Here is a 3,190-nt window from a genome sequence, read left to right as displayed (position 1 = left end):
CAATAAGCCCTGCGAGGGCCAGCGCTCGGGGCTGGCGGCGAATTCGCCAAGGTAACGCGTCAGCCACTGGTCGACCCGCGCGCGCTGCCCCGGCCCCAGCCCGCGGGCGAGGAAATCCCCCGCCAGCGGCAGCTTTCCGAACAATCCGGTGGCCACGCTCAGAACCCGCGCGGACAGGTGAAGCCCGAGAACATCTCGAGGTCGAAGGGGTTCTCCACCGAGTTGGCGCGCAGGTTGAAGCTTGCGGAGAAGCCGCGCGCCCCGAGCCGGAGGCCGAACACCTCCGGCAGCGCCGTGGCCGAAAGCGCGCCCTTGCGCAGCATCCGCAGGATCGCCCAGCTTCCGGTCTCCGAGGTGATGACCTCGCCGCTGCCATCCACCGGCGCGAAGCTCAGGGTGATCATGTTGGTCTGGTCCGGCCCCGGCCATGTCATCGGCACCGGCCGCGCTGCGGCGTTGAAATAGGACAGCACCTGCCCGTCGACGTTCAGCGTCACCCGGCTGGCGTTGGGCGACAGGTCCTTGGGCTCGAGGCTGAAGGCCATCACCGGCCCCGCCCCGCCGGGGAACAGCGCGTCGCGCATCGAGCGGGCGTTTTCGAAAGGCGCCAGCACCGAGGCATCAAGGCCGAAATCGGCGCGCCACTGCCACGGCCGCACGGTGGTGTCGATATAGGCGCCGAGATGGGTGTCGATGAAGGCGTCGATCAGCCCGCCGCGCCCGAAGAGCCGGGCGAAATCGAGCGTGTTCACATCGATGGCTGAGCTCTGGTCGAACGGGTAGCGCCCCGCCGTGGCGGAAACGCAGAACGGCAGCACATCGGCCCGCCAGCGCGCGTTGAGCTGGGCCAGCACCGCCTCTCGGGTGACGCTGATCGCATCGCCGGCGATGCCCGAGATCCAGTCGTCGATCGGGTCGGGCAGCGCCGCCGCCTCGTTGGCGATGGCGCCGGTGAGCTTGGGCAGACCGCCGCGCGCCAGCAGTGCCGCCTGCGGGTCGGGGCTGGCCGAAACCGTCTGCAGCTCGTTCGAAAGCGCGGTGAGCGCCGCCACCGCATCGCCCAGCAGCGGCGGCTGGCCGTCGACCTCCTCGACGGTGGCGCGGATCGGCGCGAAATGGTCCGAGACCGGCGTGCCTGGCGGATCGGGCTCGACCGCCTCCGAGCCGCCACCGGCCTTGGCGATGCGGGTGCCGGTCTTGACCAGCTTGCCCAGCTTGCCGAGCTTCGAGAGCGCCTTGTTACCCTCGCGCTGCGCCGCCGAGTTGCTGGCCAGCCCACCGCCGCCCTCCTCGTCGGCGCGGGCGAGATGGGTCTCGGTCACCACCGCAGTCAGCAGCCGCTTCAGCGCGCTGTCCGCCGAGGCCAGATCCTTGAGGTTCTGCCGCGCCTGCTCGAGATCCGAGATCGGGGTCAGGCGGATGTCGCGCAGGAAGCCGTCCCACTGGGCGATGAAATCGTCGTAGTAGAGCTTGAGCACGTCCGCTTCGAGTGTGTCGACCGAGGCCTGGGCGCTCTCGTTGCAGCCGCCGGCAAACACCGCCCGGTCGAGCTGCGCCTGCGCCGCGACCTCGGGCACCAGTGGCAGCACGGTCTCGTGGAACCCCTTGAAGGTGAAGGCCCCGGGCAGACCCACGCGCAGGGTCTTTTCCGACAGCCGGGTCAGCACCCGCGCCCCGTTCGGCCCCGCCACCTCGGCGGGCACCCAGTCGGGCAGCGAGGCCACCGCCGGATCGCTGCGCAGGGTGCGGTAGGCGCGCACCGCCAGCGGGATGGTGCAGATGCTCTCGAGCGCGGTCGAGATCAGCGCCGCGTCGGGTTCGATCTTCTGCTCCTCGCTGCCCATGCGTTGCAGCGCGGCGATCTGGTGGTCGATGCTCTCCTCGGTGGGGAAAACATCGATGGGGGCGAAGTCGGGCAGCACGGTCTGCCACCAGACATTGAGGAAGGCGGCATCGTAGGGCGCCTGCCCGGTCAGCATCTGGTAGGCCTTGAGCCCGCCGAGCAGGAATTCCGGGTCGCGCGCATGGCGCCACATGGTCGCCTCGAGCAGCGCCACCATGCGCGGCTCGAGCACGTTGCGGAGCGTGTGGTCATAGGCGATCTCGTGCACCCGGGCGAGCTCGGGCTCGGCGGTCGGCCCCAGCATGGTGAGCGGCGACGGCGGCAGCGTGGTGGCGGCATTGACTGTCTCGTTGGCGGCGTCGAGCGCGAGGTCGAGGTCGAGCGGATCGGTCGGTGCCTGCCGCGAGGCGACATTGGCCAGCCGCGCCGAGAGCGTGGCGAGCTGGCGCTCCTGATCCGCCAGCGCACCGTTGTAGCGCAGGTAGGAGAACAGGAAGGCCGTGCCCAAGAGCGCCGTCAGCAGCACCGCCGCCGCCAGCGTGCCGCGCCACGCCCAGCGCCGGCGGTCCTCGGCGCGCGGATCGAAGCGGCCCAGCCCGGCCTCGGGGAAGATCAGCTCGCTCAGCAGGTTGCGCAGAAAGAAGCTGCGGGTCTCGCGATGCGCCCGCCGCTCGGGGCGCGGCGCCGCCATGCCCAGCGCCGAGGCGGTGCCCGCCACCAGCCGGTCGATGGGCGAGCCCTCCTGCGTGGCCGAGCTGAAATAGATGCCGCGCAGCCACGGGCTCTCCTCGTAGCGGCTCTCGCCGAACACCGCCTCGACCAGCACCTTGAGCGGGCGCGTCAGCGCCTCGACCTGTGCCGGGAAGCGGAAGATCTCGGCCCGCTCCTCGAGCGGCAGATCGTCAGCGATGCGGCCGTCGAGCCGTGCCTCGAGCGATTCCTGCAGCACCTTCATCTCGCGCTCGACGGTGATCGCGTCGACCCGGTCGGCGGTGCCAAGCGTGGCGCCCCAGACCTGCTCGCGCTCGCGGGTGTTGAGATCGCCGAAGAAGGTCTCGAAGCCGGGGATCAGGTCGGCCTTGGTGATCATCAGGTAGACCGGCAGCTTCAGCCCGGTCTGCGCCGAGAGCTCGGCGAGGCGCTTGCGGATCTCGCGCCCATGCTCGCGGATCGCGGTGTCATCGGCGCTGAGCTCGCGGGTCGAGAGCGTCAGAATGACGCCGTTCAGCGCCCGCCGCCCCCGGTGCTTGACCAGCAGCTCGACAAAGCCCTTCCACTCGGCGGCGTCGACCTCCGGGTCGCTCTGCTGCTGCACGTAGCGCCCGGCGGTGTCGATCAGCACCGCAT

1 protein-coding gene is annotated in these 3,190 nt (G+C 70.5%); it reads right to left on the bottom strand.

All coding sequences use genetic code 11. The annotated features are described in order from the left end of the window. Positions 1-158: 158 nt before the first annotated feature. A partial coding sequence (gene tssM, locus AC6RA4_RS24345) for a type VI secretion system membrane subunit TssM (protein ID WP_500164727.1) occupies positions 159-3,190 on the bottom strand: 3,032 nt, incomplete at its 5' end.

It is taken from the genome of Salipiger sp. (genome assembly GCF_059781815.1).
This window is presented reverse-complemented; position numbering and strand designations above follow the sequence as displayed.